At 47.9% G+C, this 17,511-nt stretch carries 14 protein-coding genes and 1 pseudogene; 8 read left to right on the forward strand and 7 right to left on the reverse strand.

Translation table 11 applies throughout. The annotated features are described in order from the left end of the window. Positions 1 to 10: 10 nt before the first annotated feature. A complete protein-coding gene (gene uraH / locus CA264_RS09770; RefSeq protein WP_025606732.1) occupies positions 11 to 418 on the forward strand; it encodes a hydroxyisourate hydrolase in 408 nt (135 codons plus the stop codon). Between the two features lie 82 nt (positions 419 to 500). Here the strand turns inward: uraH and CA264_RS21845 are convergent, their stop codons facing one another. Further along, positions 501 to 710, reverse strand: coding sequence for a hypothetical protein (locus CA264_RS21845; protein WP_157593677.1), 210 nt, complete (start codon positions 708 to 710; stop codon positions 501 to 503). A gap of 319 nt (positions 711 to 1,029) precedes the next feature. Here CA264_RS21845 and CA264_RS09775 point away from each other — a divergent pair, with 319 nt between their 5' ends. Next, positions 1,030 to 1,494, forward strand: coding sequence for a hypothetical protein (locus CA264_RS09775; RefSeq protein ID WP_025606735.1), 465 nt, complete (start codon positions 1,030 to 1,032; stop codon positions 1,492 to 1,494). Positions 1,495 to 1,638: 144 nt separating this feature from the next. On the opposite strand, the pseudogene CA264_RS22480 reads toward CA264_RS09775, so the two are convergent. Further along, positions 1,639 to 2,754: pseudogene (locus CA264_RS22480) on the reverse strand (IS3 family transposase). Between the two features lie 194 nt (positions 2,755 to 2,948). Between CA264_RS22480 and CA264_RS09785 the strand changes: the two are divergent. Together CA264_RS09785 and CA264_RS09790 are read left to right on the forward strand one after the other, a co-directional pair. Further along, a complete protein-coding gene (locus CA264_RS09785) occupies positions 2,949 to 3,953 on the forward strand; it encodes an aldo/keto reductase (protein WP_025606736.1) in 1,005 nt (334 codons plus the stop codon). A gap of 72 nt (positions 3,954 to 4,025) precedes the next feature. Next, complete coding sequence (locus CA264_RS09790) at positions 4,026 to 4,922, forward strand: helix-turn-helix domain-containing protein (protein WP_025606737.1); 897 nt, start codon at positions 4,026 to 4,028, stop codon at positions 4,920 to 4,922. 703 nt (positions 4,923 to 5,625) lie between these two features. Here CA264_RS09790 and CA264_RS09795 read toward each other — a convergent pair. Continuing rightward, positions 5,626 to 6,279, reverse strand: coding sequence for a hypothetical protein (locus CA264_RS09795; RefSeq protein WP_025606738.1), 654 nt, complete (start codon positions 6,277 to 6,279; stop codon positions 5,626 to 5,628). A gap of 292 nt (positions 6,280 to 6,571) precedes the next feature. Next, entirely contained in the window at positions 6,572 to 7,201 is a 630-nt protein-coding gene (locus CA264_RS09800; protein ID WP_025606740.1) for an NAD(P)H-dependent oxidoreductase, read from the reverse strand. 114 nt (positions 7,202 to 7,315) lie between these two features. On the opposite strand from CA264_RS09800, the gene CA264_RS09805 reads away from it, so the two are divergent. The 4 genes from CA264_RS09805 to CA264_RS09820 all read left to right on the forward strand — a co-directional run bounded on the left by CA264_RS09805 (position 7,316) and on the right by CA264_RS09820 (position 10,524). Next, positions 7,316 to 7,666 carry a winged helix-turn-helix transcriptional regulator gene (locus CA264_RS09805; protein WP_025606742.1) on the forward strand — a complete coding sequence of 117 codons (351 nt, stop codon included), beginning with the start codon at positions 7,316 to 7,318 and terminating at the stop codon, positions 7,664 to 7,666. Between the two features lie 582 nt (positions 7,667 to 8,248). After that, complete coding sequence (locus tag CA264_RS09810) at positions 8,249 to 9,154, forward strand: alpha/beta hydrolase (RefSeq protein WP_025606744.1); 906 nt, start codon at positions 8,249 to 8,251, stop codon at positions 9,152 to 9,154. Between the two features lie 63 nt (positions 9,155 to 9,217). Continuing rightward, entirely contained in the window at positions 9,218 to 9,580 is a 363-nt protein-coding gene (locus CA264_RS09815; protein ID WP_025606745.1) for a hypothetical protein, read from the forward strand. Positions 9,581 to 9,612: 32 nt separating this feature from the next. Beyond that, complete coding sequence (locus CA264_RS09820; RefSeq protein WP_025606747.1) at positions 9,613 to 10,524, forward strand: helix-turn-helix domain-containing protein; 912 nt, start codon at positions 9,613 to 9,615, stop codon at positions 10,522 to 10,524. 1,515 nt (positions 10,525 to 12,039) lie between these two features. On the opposite strand, the gene CA264_RS09825 is transcribed toward CA264_RS09820, so the two are convergent. From CA264_RS09825 to CA264_RS09835, 3 genes are all read right to left on the reverse strand, one after another. After that, entirely contained in the window at positions 12,040 to 13,137 is a 1,098-nt protein-coding gene (locus tag CA264_RS09825) for a sensor histidine kinase (RefSeq protein WP_025606748.1), read from the reverse strand. Beyond that, positions 13,138 to 16,236 carry a lantibiotic dehydratase gene (locus CA264_RS09830; RefSeq protein WP_025606750.1) on the reverse strand — a complete coding sequence of 1,033 codons (3,099 nt, stop codon included), beginning with the start codon at positions 16,234 to 16,236 and terminating at the stop codon, positions 13,138 to 13,140. Positions 16,237 to 16,775: 539 nt separating this feature from the next. Further along, positions 16,776 to 17,498 (reverse strand): LytR/AlgR family response regulator transcription factor, encoded by a 723-nt coding sequence (locus CA264_RS09835; protein WP_036776013.1) that lies wholly within the window; start codon positions 17,496 to 17,498, stop codon positions 16,776 to 16,778. Between the last annotated feature and the right edge of the window lie 13 nt (positions 17,499 to 17,511).

The raw sequence follows: 17,511 nt of genomic DNA on the forward strand, positions 1-17,511 counted from the left end.
CACGCACAACATGAAAAACCTAGCTCTATTACTCCTGTTTGTTCTCATAACGACAGTTACGCATGCCCAAACTTCATCCTACCAGTTGTCGAGCCATATTTTGGATGTGGCCACTGGCATGCCGGCCAAAGGTGTCCCGGTTCAGCTGGAAAAACTGGATGAAACAACCCAGCAGTGGATACAGGTCGATGAAAAGAGAACGGACGACAACGGACGAATCAAGGAATTTCTGTCCACCAAAAGTCCTAACGTGGGCATATACAGGCTTCGCTTTTTAGTAGCTGATTACTTCAAGGGCAAACAAACGGAGAGCTTCTACCCGTTTATTGAAGTGGTCTTCCAAATTAAGGACAAGGAACACTACCATGTTCCCATCACCCTGTCCCCTTACGGCTACGCCACCTACAGAGGAAATTAACCTAAAGCAACACAGCATGTACAGTTTCGCTTCTCCTAGGCGAAACTGTCCTTTTTGGAGTGCACTTTCGTTACACTAACGGTCAGAGAACCATTCGAATCCTGTCTGTTAAATGTCCAAAAGCTGCAGTTTGTAAGGTAACCTGCCGCCTTTTATTCCCCTTGAAGTAGGTGTGCTTGTCGTTTAGCTCCGCACCGCAGTCGCCATGCAAACGATGTCCTTTCTTGCCGAAGTCTTCCTGAAGGTCGTCAGAGAGCGGGTAGCGGCTCTTGCGCAAGTTGCTATGCCTCATGCTGATGCCGATGTTGGGCAGAGGCTGTAGCTGCCTGTCTCCTGCTGATAGTAGGCGTCCTGGTGCAGCGCTGCCTAGAGGTGCAGGTGGCATGTCTCCGCCGAACAAGCAGTTCTCAATGACGGGCTACTTCTCATGGAGAAGCGCCTCGTGCACGCTCGGCTGGTCTGGAAGAGCGCCCTGCCCCCTCTATACGAAAGGGCTCTAGATCTTACTCTTTTGACATATCTCCTTTTGCAGGGAAATGCCCCTGTAAAAGAGGATCTTCCGCACTGCGCCCGCGGGAAACATACAGGCAGCACCCGTAGGTGTTACCGCTTTGCCGGGAAATATTCACTACGCCACGCACCAGGCAAGGCATAAAACCCTGGTACGAGTCAAAGAACTGGAACAGCGCATTGCACATGCCCGCGACCTGGTGGCAAGCGCACAAATCGAACCGGTCGACTTTCGTGAAATCAAAACCGCGTGCACGGCCACCATCGAGAAACTGGAGGCAAAACTAAGCGCTTTAGCGCGGGAAACGGACTTGCAGGGGCTTTTAAAGAAGGGTTTAGAGCAATTGCTGCGCCTGGACTACCTGTACGAAAACGGCAGCAATCGGGAGAAGCGCCTGCTGATCGGTTCGATATTTCCGGATAATCTGGTATTTGACGACGGAAGAGTTCGAACCGCTCGGGTAAACGAGGTTGCCCACTTTATCTATCAGATAAACAGTATATTAGGTGTAAAAAAAACTGGACAAAGAGCCCAAAAAAGCTCTTGTCCAGTAAGGTGCTCTTAAATGTACAAATTTCGAACCATTTTCTGGACGATTTGAGGATGTTGGCGCAAACCTGGAGATAAGCTAACTGTATTCAATGTTTGTTGTGATGAAAGGCCGCTCTTTTAGCTCTTCCAAACCGTACCACATGATCCCCTCCCAATTTTAAGGCCGATCTAAAGTAGAGAATTCGGAATTTTGTATGCTCTTTTGTGCCCATTTTTCCTGGGTCACACCCTCTAACGAACTGTGAGGTCGGAAGCTTTATATTCCTGCCGCCAGGCCTCGATTTTCTCTCTGGCATCCTCCAGCGACAGGAACCAATGCACGTTCAGGCACTCATCCCGGAAGCTGCCGTTGAAGGACTCAATAAAGGCGTTATCGGTTTGCCCGGCCTGGAGAAGTCCAGCGTCACCTTATTGTCATAAGCCCACTTGTCCATGGCCTTGGAAATGAATTCACTCCCGTTGCCCACTTTGATACGATCCGGCACCCGACCAAGTTCCTGCTTTAACCGCTCCATGACAGCCATTACCTGCTCCCCTCTGATACCCTGATCCACCTCAATGGCCAGGCACCTACGGCTATGATTATCGACTACAGTTAAGGAGCGGAACATGCGGCCATCAAAGAGCTGGTCAGCCACAAAATCAATACTCCAGCACTCGTGGTTACTGGAGAGTTCCGGACGCTCCAGCCGGTGGGCGGCGACCTTACTTCTCCTCGGCCGCTTGCTCCTCAGATTTAGCCCCTCCTCTTTGTAGAGGCGGTACACGCGCTTATAGTTATCTCGCCAGCCTTCCCGCCTGAGCAGGACAAAGATGCGCTAGAACCCGTAGCGAACCCGCACCTGGGCAATCTCCTGCATCCGCTTTCTGATCACGGAGCTGTCCCTGGTTTTGGAGCGGTAGTACCAACCTGAGCGGTGAAACAGCACCACCTCACATGCTCTTCTGACCAAAATTCGGTAGTCCTTCTGTAGTTCTAAGGCCAGCCGCTTTACCTGGGCTTGCTAAAGCTTTTTCCGCAGCACGTCCTGCAGCATCTGCTTGTCCAGGCTCAGGTCCGCCACCAGCTTCTTCAGCTGAAGGTTCTCCTCCTCCAACTGCCGGAGCCCAGGATAGTTCCGACACTCCTAAACCACCGTACTTCTTCTTCCAACTCTAGCAGGTAGCCTCTCCTGATGCCCATCTTGCGGCACACTTCTTCGACCTTAGTACCCGTCTCTGCTTGCTTGATGGCGAGGATGATCTGCGCCTTAGTAAATTTTGATTTCTTCATGGCAATTCGTTTTATGCTAGTACGACAAATCGCCCGTTTTCTCTACTTTACAGCAGTCCGGTTTTTCGGGGGGGAGGTCAGATCTCATTCGTCCCCACATTTAACACAACCCTTGATTTGCATACAAGGATCAGGGTTTTGCATACAGTTAGTAATATAACCTTAGCGATCTTTGGCCTATAAAAATCAACATTATGGAAATAAAGAAAATGACATTGGGAAGCCAGGGTTTGGTTGTACCAGGTATTGGTTTAGGGTGTATGGGTATGACCGGCTTTGAAGAGGCAAACATGTACGGGGAGGCAGACGAGCAGGAAGCCATCGCCACCATCCACCGGTCCCTCGAATTAGGCGGCAACTTTTTAGACACGGCAGACCTGTATGGTCCATTCAAAAATGAGCAGCTTATCGCGAAAGCTATCAAGGGCAATCGCAGCAAGTACATTATCGCTACCAAGTTTGGCTGGGAAATAGACGACAACAGCAAGGTAACCTGGGCCATCAATGGCAAAAAGGAATATGTAAAAAAAGCGTTGGAGCGTTCCCTTAAAAACCTTAACACCGATTACATAGACTTGTATTACTTGCACCGGCTTGATAAAAACACCCCCATCGAAGAAACGGTTGCCGCCATGAGTGAGCTGGTGAAAGAAGGGAAAGTGGGTTATATCGGCTTATCAGAAGTTTCCTCGGATACGGTAAAAAGAGCGCATGCGGTTCACCCGATTACGGCCGTACAAAGTGAATACTCATTGTTTGAGCGTACAGTGGAAGAACGGGGAATACTGCAAACCCTACATGATTTGGGCATAGGTTTCGTGGCCTACTCACCGCTGGGCCGCGGTTTTTTGACCGGACAGATTCGTACCACAGACGATCTTCCGGAGAATGATTTCCGCCGTGCGATCCCCCGCTTTCAGGAAGCCCACTTCTCTAAAAACCTAGAGTTGGTCAAGGCTGTTGAGGCCTTAGCGAGAGAAAAGAACGTTACCCCTTCCCAATTGGCGCTAGCCTGGATCATGAGCAAGGGCATTTTACCCATTCCGGGCACCAAACGGAGAAAATACCTGGAGCAGAATATAGCGGCCACCGCTATTCAATTAAGCGGAGCAGACCTAGCTGGTCTGGAAAGTATTGTGCCGTTAGGGACTGATACCGGTAAACCGTACGATGAATTTAGCATGGGGCTTATTGACTGATTAACTCTCCGCGGCTGCATTTTTTGACAATGCAGCCGTTATTTTATAAGTTGTGGTACTTAAAGTAGTGTTATGAACTCTATTAATTCTGTCTCGGAATTTCACCGGCTGTTGTCTTTGCCAGAACCCCGCCATCCGCTGGTGAGTGTCATAAATCTGGCAGAAAGCGTTTTCCTGGAAGACAAGGTTTGGGAGGGTTTTATTAACCGGTTCTACTGCGTAGCCCTAAAAAGAGAAGCCAAGGGTAAAATAAGGTATGGTCAGCAACACTACGATTACGATAACGGTGTCTTGAGTTTTACTGCACCCAATCAGGTGCAGTATCTGGATCTGCAGCATATGGAATGCGGGTCGGGCCATCTGCTCATCTTCCATCCGGATTTTTTGCTTACCCATTCCTTGGCAAGCACTATTAACGGTTATGGTTTTTTTTCTTACGCAGTCCACGAGGCGCTGCATCTTTCCGCTGAAGAAGAAGATGATCTTATCATTATACTCCGCAAGATCGACAAGGAATGCCTGCATATTGATAAACACACACAGGGAATCATCCTGTCACAAGTCGAGTTGCTGCTTAACTATTCCAACCGCTTTTACGAGCGACAGTTTATCACCCGCAAGAACCACAACCATCAACTGCTTACGAAATTTGAACTTCTTGTTGAGGAGTATTTCAATTCCGATGCTACCATGCAACAGGGACTGTTAACGGTACAGCGTGTTGCAGAACGCATGAATCTATCGCCAAACTACCTAAGCGATCTCCTGCGCCTACACACCGGACAAAACACCCAGCAACATATCCACGAGAAGTTGATCGAAAAGGCAAAGGAAAAACTATCCACCACCAACTTATCGGTGAGCGAAATCGCTTATGCTTTGGGCTTTGAATATGCCCAGTCATTCAGCACGCTTTTTAAGAAGAAAACCCAAATGTCACCTCTGGAGTTTCGACAGTCATTTAACTGACAGCTCCAGGCTGCCACGGCCATCAGGAGCGCATAATAAAAAAAGCCTCTAAGCTCCAGCAGCGAAACTCACTTCAAATCCGGCTCCAAATTAACATAACCTGCAACTGCATGCCCTGTCTTTCGCCGCACCCGGTACGTCCCGCGGGCAAGCCGTGCCAACCTGTTTTGCGGTGAGCGTGGCGCTGGCGTGAAGACCGTGCTTCCAGATACCCGACCAAACCTTACCCTGTGCATGGCTGCCTTTCAAGGCTGCAACAAACTGTAAACAACCTGTTGCAAACTGCCACGGACTGTCTGTACCTCGAATGCTCCTCTGGCTGGCGTACAGCGCGTGCCTGCGGTTCCTGCCGATGCGGGAGTGTGCGGGGCTTCGCTTTCCCGTCCACAGACCTGCAAATGCAGTGTTTGGGCGCTCTGTATCGCCACAACACGATGCGTTTCAACGCCATGCGAAGGCAAAAAACATGCAACCGAACACACCAACGGTTTCACAAGTGTTTTCCGTGACAACTGCGTGATCCGTGCCGTAACATCCGCGCAAACCGCGGTTCAGCGGAGGGCGGTGCGCCGCCATTTTCCTATAAAGCACAAATTCATATGAGAACCAAGTAGTTACAGCCGCTCATGCCGCGGCCGCTCCCCTTTTTGGCTAAAGCACTACGGAGGCAGCGCCTGCCCCGGGTACGCCAGCACAGCGCAGCCTACTCCCCAAGGCAGTCGGGGCTCTTTTCCCCGCTCCCGTACCTGACAAGCAACCTGCACCTATCTAGCACGGCCTCCGCCGAGGAGCAGTTCGTCTCCCTGTTTGCCGCCTTCTGCGCCCGCCTGTCCGCGGTGGTGGGCAGTGTGAAGGAGTACTTCTTCTCTAGGCACATGAGGGGCTTGCCATCGAGGATGTAGAACCGCCGTTCCGTCACTTCGTCTCTAGTTTCGCCCTCCCCCACAAAACTCCACGACACATGCCTGCAAAGGGCAAAGAACACGGTGCCGTCTTTCATGAAATACTCGTCTGTCGCCGAGAAATGGCTGTATTCGCTGTAGGTGTGCCTTATCAGCCGTAATCCTCCTTCATCCGAGAGGTATACCACCCTTCCCACTTTCTCACCGCGGCAGTTGTAATCGAAGAAGGTGGAGTCCATACCGCCGCTTTCTGCTCTGGAGGCTATGTCATTGTACTCCCTTCTGAGGTCCTCCAGGCTCTCCAGCCTTTGTGGTGCGCTGGTAGCTGTATCGGGTGCCTCTGCCGTAGTGTCGACCACACCTTTACCGCCAGCTCCAGCCGCAGAATCAGTCGGAGGGCTCTCCCCGCATGAGAAGGCCGCGAAAAGGGTCAGCAAAGAAAGTAGCTTTCTCATAGTGTCTGTGTCTATCGATCTCCGATGTCACTATAAACGGCGGTTCCTCACCAATAGCCAGAATGACCGCAATCACGGAAGTCGCTTGCGTATCAAGGGAGTAGGAAGCCTAAGCTAAAGAACGGTCCTTCCCTCCCGCCCTATCGAATGGGCCGCCCCAGGGCTTTTTCGTATACAGGACAGTTACCCTAAACAAAAGGCGGCACTGGCTTATCGCTTCAACAAAATGACCTACTGCTCCCTTCTATAAACTGCAGGATGAAATACGTTTAACCCATACAACCTGTAGGCATCAATTTACCACAATAGCAAACTCTTGTTTCGGTATTCTTACCTTTTTAAGGTTGGCGAAGAAATCGTTTTCTTCATCACGATAGCCTAATGCGAGAAGGACAACACTTTTGAGTTTCCTTTTTTTCAATTCTAGGAGTTTATCAAATTTTTCAGCATCGAAACCTTCCATTGGTGTGGCATCTATTTTTAATGCAGCAGCAGCGATCATTCCGGTTCCTAAGCCAATGTATGCTTGCTTAGTGGACCAAACAAAGTTATCATAGTCGGTCTGTGCCAGGAGGTGGCTACTGATCGTGGTTTTAAAACCGGACAATTCTGCGATTGGTGTTTCTCTCTCTTGGGCAATTAACTGGATGTAAGCATCAATACTCTCCTGGCTGATTGAATCAAAGGCAGCAAACACCAGAAGGTGAGAGGCATCGGCAATCTGAGAATTAAACGAACCTTCCCCCAGCGTTTTTTTCAATGACGGGTTATCGACAATAAAAAGTCTATAGGGCTGGATTCCAATAGAGGACGCAGAAAGACGAATTGCCTCAATTATTTTTTCCAAATCTTCGTTCGACACTTTTCTGTTACTGAATTTTTTTGTGGCGTAACGCCATTTTAGATCATCTATCAATTTCATTTCTATTTCTTTTTCTTTTTAAGAATTATAGAGCAAAGCTAAGGATAGCGGGTTACCTTTTATAACTTAGTATCAAAAAGTAATAGTGACATTCGAGTAACCAAGTGACATGTTATGGAAAGAAAAGTAGAACCGATAAAGGAATGTGGTCAAACTATCATGGCAATTCATGATGTGATGGACCTGCTCAATGGCAAGTGGAAAGTATCGATTATCGCCTGCCTTTGCTTTGAAAAAATGCGGTACTCTGATCTGCTAAGAGAAGTAAGGGGCATATCGGGAAAAATGCTGGCGCGAGATTTGAAAGAACTGGAGATGAATCAACTTATCACAAGAACTGTTTTAAATACCCAGCCCGTGACGGTTGAATATGAGATAACGGAGTACGGCTCAACCCTTAAAAATTTAACGAGTACGATTGCCGAATGGGGGCTGGCACACCGGAAAAGGATAATGGATAACTAATCGCACTGTTTGAGAGCGAACACTGCTGCTAATCAAGTTGAAGCTTCTAGTACTCCACCCTCTCATACTATTGAGGGTACGGGGATATTATTCAGTGGTTTGCACAGAGCGAAGGCGCTGCTGTTTACACAAGCTGTGCCCTCACTCTAATCGGGGTAAGGATAACCAATTATAAAGATTTAACCTCCTCGTTGGATTGGGAAAACAAAATCGACCCTATTCCAGCGCCCGGTTTTGACACTTATACTTCCACGTAACCTGTTACATCTTCACAAGAGGCATCTACCCTTCTGGTGTTTTGCAATGACGTACCTACTTACCCCCTGCCTCTTATGCAGCACTAGGTGCACTCTCTTCCCTCCCCCATGCTCGGGCGCCTTCACTGCCTGCCAGCTTACGGCTTGCTGATCGGTTTCGCCAACGATGCGAACGGGATCTGCACCCTCTGAATAAACTGAGTACAGATATATGCTCAATATACACGCCTTTACTCCAATCTAGATACAATTAACCGTAATATGGAAACATGCCCTCTTTAGGATTTGTGGAATTTTGCATTGTTAACTTTAAAATCAAATAACAATGCAGAACGTAAGATTTAAAAACAGAACCTGGGATTTAGCAGGGCATTTACACCTTCCGGAAAACTTTGATGACACGCAGCAATATCCTGCCGTTGTTTGTGTACATCCGGGAAGTAGTGTGAAAGAACAAACCGCAGGCTTATATGCGGCCCAGCTGGCCAAAAACGGGTTTATTGCTTTAGCCTTTGATGCTTCTTTCCAAGGTGAAAGCAGTGGCGAACCGAGATTTTTGGAAGACCCTGCAACACGTGTCGAAGATATCCGCTGTGCGGTAGACTTTCTCACAACATTGGCGTATGTGGACAATGGCCGTATTGGAGCAATGGGTATCTGTGCAGGTGGCGGGTATGCTGCAAATGCTTCCATTTCGGAAAAAAGAATCAAAGCCGTTGCAAGTGTGGTAGGAACCAATCCGAGCAGGGCTTTCAGGGAAGGAAATCCGGAGGCAACACTTAAAGCAGTTGCGTTACAACGAACTTCCGAAGCCAATGGTGCAGAAAAGCTCATCAACAACTGGATACCCAATTCTGCCGAGGAAGCCAAAGGGGTAGGCATGGAAGAAATGGATTTGTTGGAAGCCATCGACTACTACAGGACAGCCCGTGGGCAACACCCGAATTCCTGTAATAAATTACTCTTTACAAGTATGTCCAACCTTATTCTTTTCGATGCTTTCCACCTGGCGGAATATTTTCTCACGCAACCGTTATTGGTGATTGTGGGCGATAAGGTGGGAGGCTTTGGGTCGTATCGGGATGGGTTCGAGTTGTATAACAAAGCTAGATCTACCAATAAGAAAATCCATATTGTAAAAGGCGCAAGCCATTATGATTTGTATGACCGTCCGGAAGCTACCGAAGAAGCATTGAAACAGATCATTCCTTTCTTTCAGGAAAATCTCTAAGCCATTTAGCTGATGGCAGGCAAAATGGCATCTGCGAATATTTACTAAACTTATTGATTTATCATGAACACAATTCTAAGAGTATCAGGTGTCATTTTGCTTCTTGCTGGATTCGCCTTAGCCTTTAAGCCCGATTTATTCGGTAAATTTTCAGCCCCTATAGATGCTTATCGGATGATAGAAAAAAGAGTAAAGTGGGGATTATTGATAGGTACTGGAATTTTCCTGATTTTCCATCACACCTGGACATCGTGGGGATTGATCGCAGCAGTATTATTAACGGCATTAACGTTTGGCGTCATCATGGCAAGGCTGCTGGGTTTTGTGCTGGATGGTTTATTCACTAAGCAGTTTTTGTGGTTGGGAATAGAAGTGGCGGCTTTCACCCTATTCTTTTTCATTCTGGAGGCAAAAATACTAAAATAGCCGAAGTAATAATTTTATGACATTGAGACAGTATGCAAATCATTGATTCCTTATCTGAGTTCCATCGGTTGTTATCCCTTACTCCGCCGCTGCATCCGCTAATTAGTGTGGTGCAAATTTCAGAATTACACGCAGTAGATTCTGAGGTATGGAAAAGGTTTGCCACAAGCTTTTACACGATTTCATTGAAAAAGAATATTCAGTCCAAAGTGAAATATGGCCAGAAATACTATGATTTCGACAGTGGCACGATGATTTTTACAGCACCTAAACAAGTGCAGTCTGTTGAAGCTGAGTTATCCAATAAATTCAACGCAACTACAGGATCCGGTTATGTACTGATGTTTCATCCGGATTTTTTAGTCAAACATCACTTAGCCGGAACCATTAAAAACTACGGTTTCTTTTCCTATGCAGTAAGCGAGGCGTTGCATCTTTCGGAAAAAGAAGAAAGCAGTGTGATTGCCATTTTCAGGAATATAGAAGAGGAATATCAACACATAGACCACCATACACAAGGCGTTATTCTTACGCACATAGATTTGTTGCTCAATTACAGCAACCGGTTTTACGAAAGGCAGTTCATCACCCGGAAGGCAGTAAATGATACTTTGCTTGCAAAAACCGAACACTTGGTCAATGAATATTTCAACACTGAAACGGGCTTGCAAAAAGGTATCCTTACCGTAGAGTATTTGGCAAACCTACTTAACTTATCCCCAAACTATCTAAGCGATAGCTTGCGTTCGCTTACTGGACAAGGTGCACAGCAACTTATCCATGAAAAATTAATAGAAAAAGCAAAAGAGTACCTCACAACAACCACTTTATCGGTTTCCGAAATTGCTTATAATCTGGGTTTTGAGCATTCGCAATCGTTCAATAAGTTGTTTAAAAGCAAAACCGAAATGTCGCCTTTGGAGTTTAGGCGCTCGTTTAACTGAAAATTTCTACCTCAACAATGGATGTTGAGCAGTTGGGCTCAATGTCAACTCATATAAATTCTGCTCCCCTACTCTCCATTAAATCAGGGAACAAGTCTTTAACTTAAAGCGACAGTTTGCGTCTTGGTTTAGTCCGATGATTGCTGATTTATAGTAAAGGCTATTGCTGCCTCATATTCTTCAGAAAGCCTAACACGCTATCCGTCCGGCCAAGTGCCGGGCCACCCCGGCTCCCGGAGCGTTCGCCTCCCTGCCCGGACCTCTTCAACCATTGTTTGCGACACGCCTCACCACAAAAGCCATGAGGTGACGCCACAGCTGTGGCGTCACCTCATTCACCGGGTAAGCTTGTTTTCGGCACCTGCTCCCGTTCTTCGCGTGAAATCGATGACAGCTTCGTCTGCACAGCTTGCTTCAGGGCCACCTGCAGCGAGCCTGTGCTGCCGCCGTGGAATCACCTGAGTCCTGTGGCCTTGTGCCGATCTGCTCTCTTCGTTTTTAGCCTATCGTTCGCTGTGCTGTCACCGTGTGGCCTACGGACGAAAAGCTACACTGCAAGATTTCGAGATAGCCGCGAAGCTAACGTTAAACATTCGTTTCTATCGTCATGATAATTGAAGAGGAAGATATCGCCTTCGGCTTGTTTGCCTTAACAGCTGGGGAAGTAAGTGTGAAAACCAATTGTTTCTTCAGATGCAGTTTGCCTTTTTTCATATATCTTTTGCTTAAGGTTATATTCGAAGGTATACATAAACCTGTAAATTGTACAATATATTAGACGTAGGGATAAGTCCCTTAGACGAACTTGCTAAACCAACCGACATATATTCAATCCGGAGACATTGTTTCCCTGGCGGGTATCATCCATGCACTTTGCAGGCAGGTAGTTTGATTGGTAGATTGTATGGCTAAAAAGCTGCCGCTATGGCTGGTGGTGCTTGGGTAAGGCAAGAATCTGCGGCTTGGCTTCATGAAACAAACAGCGACTGCTGCCTTTTCAGGCTACGTCTACTTACCCGGCGCTCCTAGCGGATGTTGGGCAGGTGGTATACGGGGATGCCCCTTTGGTAGCAGGAGAGGTTGTCTCTGTGCCACAGGGCTCTTCTGCACTTCCTCTTCAGAAAACGCTGCAAATTGGCAGTGCCCTTTCCTCGGCAAGCTTATGTGAGAGGCTGAAACGTAAAAGTGCACTTTCACTTTCTAAGCCGAGATCTGATCCTTTCTCTTCCCGGAACCTGCTCCCGGAAAAAGGAAACGTACGGAATGCTCTGTGCGTTAGCGCCTGGCTTTGACGATTTAGGCAGGCCCACAAGTGGATGTGCATGAACTCTCCTGCTACCCTAAACGATAAAGATGCTCAGACAACGGGCTTTGAAGTTGTACGTGTTTTTATAACGGACACTTCAGTTTTTCACTCCGTTTTACATTCCCGCCTTTTGTCCTTCTAAAACTGAGAACGTGCCGTGCACCCAAGGTAAGGCTGCCAGCACCACGGCAACACATCTTGAAATTGGATCACCTCACTTGGATGCAAAGTACGACACTGAATGTATCTGCTGCGTCGCTGATCGTTAAGTCATGCCTGTTAGGGTAAATGATGTCCAACCGCCGCCTGGCATTCTGCAGTCCTATGCCAAAGTTAGACTGCTGTTTAGACTTTGGGGCTTTGGGTTTGCTGTTCTTCACAGAAAAAACTAAAAACTGGTCTTCACAGCATAGCCTAACGTTTACCCAAGCCTTGTCAACGGTACTGTTGATGCCGTGCTTAAAGGCATTTTCAATAAAATTCACCAGAAGAAGCGGGGGCAGCTCTACGTCCTCGCATCCCGCTGTATCAAAGTTGTACGTGATGGCCACACGGCTGTCATGGCGTAGTTCTTCCAACTGAATATAGTCAGTCAGGAACCGAACCTCCCGAGCCAAGGCAATACGCGCTGCCTTGGCTTCATACAAGGAGAACCTCATGATATCAGAAAGGTCTAAAATAATTTTAGCTGCACGCTCATTATCAAAGACAAGTGAATACAAGCTGTTGAGGGTGTTAAAAAAGAAATGAGGGTTTATCTGGGACCGTAAGAAGCTTAACTCCAGCTCAGAATTAGCTTTCTGTAACGAAAGGTTCCTTCTTGATGTGTCAAGGTTCTTTTTATAGAACTTCATGAACAGGGTGAACATGCAGAAAGGAAACACAAAGGACATGACCCAGGTGAATGTGTTGAGTGACATGATGTCGGACACCTCCTGTATCCTATAGCGTGTAAATAACGCCAGGAAAACCTTGTTTTCCTGGAACAAATGCGCCAACAGGCCCAGGCAAAGGTTAGAGGCATATGCGGAAAACACGTACAAGCCGACCAGAGAGACAGCTACTAAAACCCAACTCCCTCTTTGAGCAAGTGCTGCCAAACCATAGGCTACTGTATAGTGGTTCACAGCCACGATTGCCAGCAGTGCCACAATAAAAACATGAAAAGAGGGAGCTAACAGATCTCCCTGCAAGGGCAGTTTGAGCAAAAGCAGAAGCAGGCAGAACATCCCTAACCACATGATCGCATGCAGAAGAACCCTGGTGGAAAAACTATAGTCTTGAAAGATTTGAACGACTAACTTCATCTACTCGGTATGATTGCAGGTACGAGCCCGCTTTGATTTCTCAGTATAAAACTTCTGTAAAAAATAGTACACCACGTACTCCTGCAGGCGCTGGTCGGACTTAAACCACCTGTTCATGCTCATATGAATATAGCTGCTTAAATTTCCCTGCAGTGCTTTCTCATCCTTAAAATTAGCTGCTTTTATTTCATTTACAACCCGGTCCCTTCGCAAAGCCAGGAGCCTGCCGAGTATAGTGGATGACTCTTGCTGCAATAGCTTTTTCCTCAGGGATCTGTATTTTTGATCGAGTTCCACCCTTAGTTCCTGATGAAACTCGGCGCCTAGGCTGGCAGCCACTGCCTGAACAAAAGTGAGTTTCTCCCCTAAATCTAACTGAAAGGTATCCAGCCACGCGGCCACATTCTGCAGCGCAAAAAGCAACCGGCTGTCCTCCTCCTCATCCAGCACCACCTGCTCATTTGCAGCGAGAAACAGGGCAGAATCATGGTAAAAAATACGCTCTGAGAGCACCATCAACGCGGCACTATACCTTTCCACCTCTCTCACGTAAGTATCGAGCTGCACCTTCCACACGAGCCTTTGCCTGGTAAAGGTAGCCAATGCAGTGGTTAAACAGTCCAGGGCCCTGGTAAAGCTTCCTTCTCGCTCTTGTAAATGCAGGCGAAGTCGAACATGATAGTGTGGGTCAGCATACCTCACAAAGAAATATTGGCTTATATCGCCCGCCGCCACCAATTTATCCACGCCTCTTTTGACTGTTTCTGCCAAGATCCTATCAGAGACATGGGCGCCGCAATAGATTTTCATATAGAGCCACACACTCCCCGGGAAGAAGGAGCGCTGAAAAACAGAAGCAGCTGCTGCGCCTCCTTCTTTCGGCTTCGCCTTAGCCCCCACAGCGGGAAGGTGGTAGAGCGGCAGGACAATTTGATTCGTAAAGCTATTGGGGCTGCTGTTCCCCTCAAAATGAAACCATTCTGTTAGGTGAATAGACTTCTGCACTTTCATCTCTTGCAGAAAAATCTCCTGGTACTCCCGCTTTTCCATGTGACAAACCAGTTGGTTATCAGCTCTTGTGATAGCAACAGTAGGCGGAAGCTTCCAGCGTTCACAGAATTCAGCCAGCTTTTCATATTTATCCTCACTTTCCAGGATGTGTTTTACATCTTCTTCTGAGAACCTCCAGGTTGCAGGTGACAGTATGATGTTTTTATAGGATAGCCGGGGCAGAAACGTCATCCCTTCTGCCCAACCTCCCCAATCGATCTTCAAGGCATGCTTTCCCTGGTGCTGCACTGCACACAGGAAATGGTACACCGGCAAAGAGTGTTGCCCGTAATTGTGGGCTGTAGACAAGCGTGGAATAACCTGTTTGTTGAGGCGTTTGGAGCGGAGCACGATGGTGTCGCGCTCAACGCTAACGGTTAAATCAGCAATCGGCAATGAACACTGATCCCCAACAGTTGCTTCAGAAAGGTAAGGAATCTCGAACTCCCGTAGCACAGGTCGTTGTAAGATGTTTCCAACACGCGCTTCCGGCAGGTGCAACACTTCAGCTAAGACAGTATCAGGCATGAGCTCCTGCTCTTTTTCAGCAACTTCCAGGCTTAGGGCGCGGATCGCAGGGTCTAAATGACCGAACCTCCCCAAGAGGCAGTTTGCCGTAGTGCCACCAACAGATTGAAGGTAAAGCGGGCTGGCAGATTCGGAGGAAAGAAAAGAAAACATGGTGGCAAATGATGCCGGCAGCTGATCCGTCTTTGGGTGGAATTTAGCAATGTCCTCGTCTCTGAGCTCTATCGTGTTCAGCTCCTGCTTCACGGCCTTCTCGTACAACCCCTGCAGGTAGCCATGCCACGGCTCCACCACCGATCCGGGTTGTCTTCCTTCCTTGTAGGCTGCCTGTAAGGTAATGTTGGAGACATTTCCAATACTGGAAAGGACAGGGAATCCGATGCCTGTCTCAGAATCAAGTACTTCAGCAAGCGGCACTTCCTCCGTCTCGTACTTCTCCACGAAGGCCGCCTTGAAATCTTCCAGGAGTTGCTCGTGTATGGTTTGGCTTCCTGTAAAGCGGCTTACGACCTCTACCCCTTTTAGTACATTGTTCACAGTGGCCTCCGAAATGGTGGCCTGCTCCTGCGCTTCTTTAAAAAGATCAACCTGGAAAAAGTTGCTGTTGTACACGGGGATGCCCAACTCCTGGATGCCCTGCTTAAAGGCACGCACTACCTTGTCCAGGTTAGGCTTTCCACTACTCTTACGCAACAGGGCTATTCCTTCCTGGAAGTCATTCAGTACCCTTAGGTACTCCCTCACCCGTTCACCACCCAGGCTGTGTGCTATGCTCCTCAACGTCCCGGTAAGTGAGGCAAGCGGGTCTGGGTTGGTCACCGATATCTCCAGCTCACTCACCAGCAGCTGGGAAGCAATGAGCTCATAGGCAAAACGCTCTTTTTCAGCGGGTTCCTCATCAAAATCCATCAGGTCGATTATTTCTTTCACCGAAACCCCGGACTTGGCAGCGGTAAAAATTGTCTCGAGGAGGCTATCCTTTTCGACGGAGGAAACCCTGTAGCTCCTTAGCCCTTTTTCCACTTCATATTCCACATACCTGTAGCTATCCCCCACTTCATACATGGAGTTGTTCGGGTAGTACTTCAATACAGGCCATATGCTTATGTCCTTGCTGATATGGTGACTCAGGGTAAACAAAAGGTGCATGTCGATCCTGACATGCTTGTGGCTTGTGTAAGAGGCAGCTGCACAAGCCACGTTGTCCTTCGTGCTGGTAACACGCCCGACACTACACCCTGCAAAGGTCCCAAACGGGGTACAACGGCTGGAAGCTCTTATCAGGTACTTCTTAAGGCTGCTGATCACCCTGTCCTTGTTGGCCTCATTTCCTTCCAGCATTTTAACCGTCTTGTCATAAAGGGTAGGTGAAGCCCAAAAGATCGCCTCTAGAAATGTATCGTTCCTTAACTGCTCCTCCAGCAGCTCATCCAAGGTTAGAGAGGCATCATGCCTGATACTATTATAAGAAAACAGGGGGCTACGCATCACAAAGCGACCGAAATGATGTATTTTAGACATGATACCTATAGGTAGACTTCTGGTAAAAATTGTATATATGTTTTTGTGACGGGATGAGCCAATCTAGCACATGCGTCAGATGACCTTCTTGGGCACAGGCCTTTCTCCGAGGCCGCTCTGGTACCTGAGTGTTTGAATAGCAGCAGCGGAAACAGGCGTCCCATCCAGAAGCGCGTGTCTGTGTTTGGGGCTGACAAATCGGGCTGTGCGGCTACCAAGCGGCATCGGCGAAGGCTTCGTTGGGTGAGAGGAGGCAGCAAGAGGCGCACCTGAAAGGGTTGTTGCCTCAGTGGCTCCAACACCGCCTGTCATTCTTACGTCACGCCCTCTTCAGAAAAGAACCTCTCCACAAGCAGCTGCGCTGATGCAGGAAAGTTGGGGGAGCGGGCTATCTGCAGTGGTCTATTAGTAGCGTATGCCAAACGCTTGCAGGCCAACAAACATCCTGCTTCCCGACACCTACCCCTGGAAATAGAACTCCTCCGGGACCTTCTTAACACATCCAGGCAACCTGGCTCAGTGACGCCAACACAGGCTTGTTACTTTAGCCATTTGTTTGCTTCGTTCTTAATGCTCTCCCTGTAAGTAGAACCAATAATGATTTCTTCGTCTGCAACGGAGGTTTCTAGAACGTTTCCATCAATTCCCTGGATGGAAGAAGTTCGCACAATAAATGAACGGCTTACCCTTGTAAACTCATGGGGGGGAAGAATCTCCAGAATACGCTTCATGGTTAAATAGGTGATGATCTTTCGGTCCTTCAAGTAGATCTGGACATAATCCTTCATGCCTTTCACCAACAAGACGTCTTCAAATTTAATATGCAGCAGTTTCCCATTCACTTTTGCCCAGAAATGGGTATTAAACGCCTGCCCCTCGTTTTCCTGGTACTTCACCTGGTTGGTGCTATTGATGAGATGGTGCACCTTGTTGACTGCTTTGAGAAACCGTTCGAACGAGATAGGCTTTAGCAGGTACCCAGCAACGTCTAACTCAAAGCCCTCCAGGGCGTAATCGGGCGAAGCTGTGGTCAAGATGATTTGGGGCTTTACATGGTTCAGTATCTTTATCAATTCAATGCCACTCATTGTTGGCATTTGTATATCCATAAATACTAAGTCCGGCTTTAACGCTTCAATGTACTTTAAGCCTTCAATGGCGTTACCGGCTTTTTGCAGTACTTCAAGAAAGGGAACTTTACGGGCGAGTTTTTCGATCACTTCCTGAGCCAAAGGCTCATCATCGATAATAATACACTTCATCTGGGGAAACGAA

This window comes from Pontibacter actiniarum (assembly GCF_003585765.1).
Classification (GTDB): Bacteria; Bacteroidota; Bacteroidia; order Cytophagales; family Hymenobacteraceae; genus Pontibacter; species Pontibacter actiniarum.